This window comes from Halalkalibaculum sp. DA3122, assembly GCF_043951865.1.
Classification (GTDB): Bacteria; Bacteroidota; Rhodothermia; order Balneolales; family Balneolaceae; genus JAMQKA01.
Genome location: NZ_JBINJF010000080.1, coordinates 1 through 2,382, shown reverse-complemented (window position 1 = coordinate 2,382; position 2,382 = coordinate 1). Strand labels below are relative to the sequence as shown.

The following is a 2,382-nucleotide window of genomic DNA, read 5'->3' as shown; positions in this document are numbered from 1 at the left end:
GTAAACTAATTTTAAGCTACCTGTTGGAATACTGGCGCCACCCATTCCCCCTTTGAAGGGGGCGCAGGGGGATGTAGCTATTGTTTTACAAGTTCCTACAATGAGTGAGCGGCAGCTCATTTTTCAAATTATGGAAACCTATTTCATAGTACTTGCCAAAGGTATCTATCGTTAAATCCCCCTAACCTGCTTTGGAAGGAGGAATGTTTTTGCTGATTTCGGGTAATCGGACAAACAACTAAATCATGCTTTGTAATTTCAACATCCACCTGCTATCCCAAAACCCCAGCCATTTCCCGTTGAAGATGTTGTATCGACTGACCTCGGGAGCACAGAAGGAGTGGGTAGGACGAGAAGCCGGAAAATAACGTGCATATTAGGTTTTCATAATTATGAATGGTATCACTGGTTTCTAAAACAGTAATAACAGAGTCCGCCTGTTGATGCGGAATCTGCCTATTTAAAATCTGACGGAGTTAATCCTTTTTTGTGATCCCCGAAACCAAACATGGTGGGATCATAGTCCCCGATAATTTCCACATTACTCTCCTCCGGTATCTGATGATCCATATGCAGCGCCCAGTAGCAGCCGTTTACGATCAATCTTCGAAGGTCTTCGCTCACCAGTTCAATGGAAGCACCCATCGTGGTGGTAAACACCCGGCCGGTATTCCCCTGGTCACTTGTGTACTCTTTAATCCATGCAACCGGCATAGCTGATTTTTTCCAGTTAATCGGGCTTTCCGGGGTCATCCCTTCCGTAGATAATCCCCATACCAACACCTCCGGATCGCCGTGAAGCTCGCGGGTGCCATATACATCCGTTTCCCCCCAGATGTCTTGAACGCCACGTAAAATGGCATGATTTTCTCGTTCCTTGATCCCGTCAATAATACCACGGGTACCTTCCTCAGCGTGCACACCGTGGTGGTCGATCCAGGTTTCTCCAAGAATCTGTCGCCCGAATCCATCCTCCCATCCCCGTTCAGTACTTCTGAAGTCGTAATGCGCATAGGGGCTGTCGGGATTCCGTTTATACATAAAGGCGTGGGTGGCCGTCCGCATCCCCACCACCGGTTTCCCCGCCTGAAGATACTCATGAATATATTTCATCTGCTCGTCCGGCAGCTCGCGAAACCGGGTAAAAATAACCATCAGATCTGCAGATTGAAGGTGCTCCAATCCCGGGATGTTGGTCTGATGCTCGGGATCCACATGACCCGTTTCCGGATCGATGGCAAAAAGCACGGTCGTTTTAAACCCGTGGTGCTTCGCCAGTATCTCGGCCAGCAGCGGCAGCGCTTCTTCCGAACGATATTCTTCGTCTCCACTAACCAGCACAATGTGTTTCCCGTTACCCGGGCCTTCTGCCGGCTCGTAGGAGATCCACTCCGTACCCTGCTGAGCCTGGGCCAGTTGCAGACTGGTGAAAGCTAAAAAAAACATCCCTGCAATCAGGGGTACCAATCTTTTTCCAAACGCTTTTATATTCCGATATAAGTTTTGTTCCATTGTGCCAGTATTGAGTTTAGATATGTAATTTTTCTTGTTGCAAACTAAATGCCCAGTTTCCATAAGATCGCAATATCTTGCCGTTGTATCCTTGCTGGAGATATTCCGACTGTTTATATAACATTTTTAAATTGCATCCCCCATTTAAGACCTCATTCCTCAGACGTACTTTTTGCCACCCACCGAATCGCCTCCAGGATATGCATGCGACCGAATTCGGTATCCAGGGAACGCAGGTCGTGGCCCAGCTCGGTATAGAAGAACCGGCTTCCATCGTACTGGCGCGTCCATGAGACCGGGTGATCCTCGCCCATCGGGGTGGCTCCCTGTTCCAGGAAATAGTCGCGCACCGGCTCGTAGGTGGACTCATCCACCCGCAGCAGCACCTGCACCCCCTCTAGGCCGGTAACCGGGCGCGTGTGGTTGTGCCAGTCGGCCGAGTACCAGAATTCCGGCCCGTATCCCTCGACCGCCGGATGATCCCGGGCCTGCGGGTCGACCATCACTTTTGCCCGCTGGTAGTTTGAGTCACTCTCGAAATCACACCCTCCCAGCTCCGAAAACCACTCCCAGCCCTGCTGGCGGACCAGCGCGGCATGCAGCCCCACGATGCCGCCGCCGGCCTGGTACCATTGCCGAATGGCGGCCCGCTGCTGCTGGCTGAACACCTGGTCCAGCTCGTTGGCGTTGTTGATAAGCAGCACATCGTATGCCCGCAGCGATTCTTCGCTGATATCGGACGGGGTTTCGGTGACATCCACGCGCATCTGGTGGGCGGCTCCCAGCCGGACAAGCCAGCCGTTGATCAGCGGGATCTCCGCATGACGATACCATCCGGTGCCTGAGAAGACCAGCACACGCAGGGAATCC

General features: G+C 52.0%; 2 protein-coding genes. Both read right to left on the bottom strand.

Translation table 11 applies throughout. From position 1 onward, the window contains the following. Positions 1-456 precede the first annotated feature (456 nt). Positions 457-1,446: a ThuA domain-containing protein gene (locus tag ACG2F4_RS19220; RefSeq protein ID WP_395262565.1), complete on the bottom strand. Its 990-nt coding sequence runs from the start codon at positions 1,444-1,446 to the stop codon at positions 457-459. 218 nt (positions 1,447-1,664) lie between these two features. After that, a partial coding sequence (locus tag ACG2F4_RS19215) for a ThuA domain-containing protein (protein ID WP_395262564.1) occupies positions 1,665-2,382 on the bottom strand: 718 nt, incomplete at its 5' end.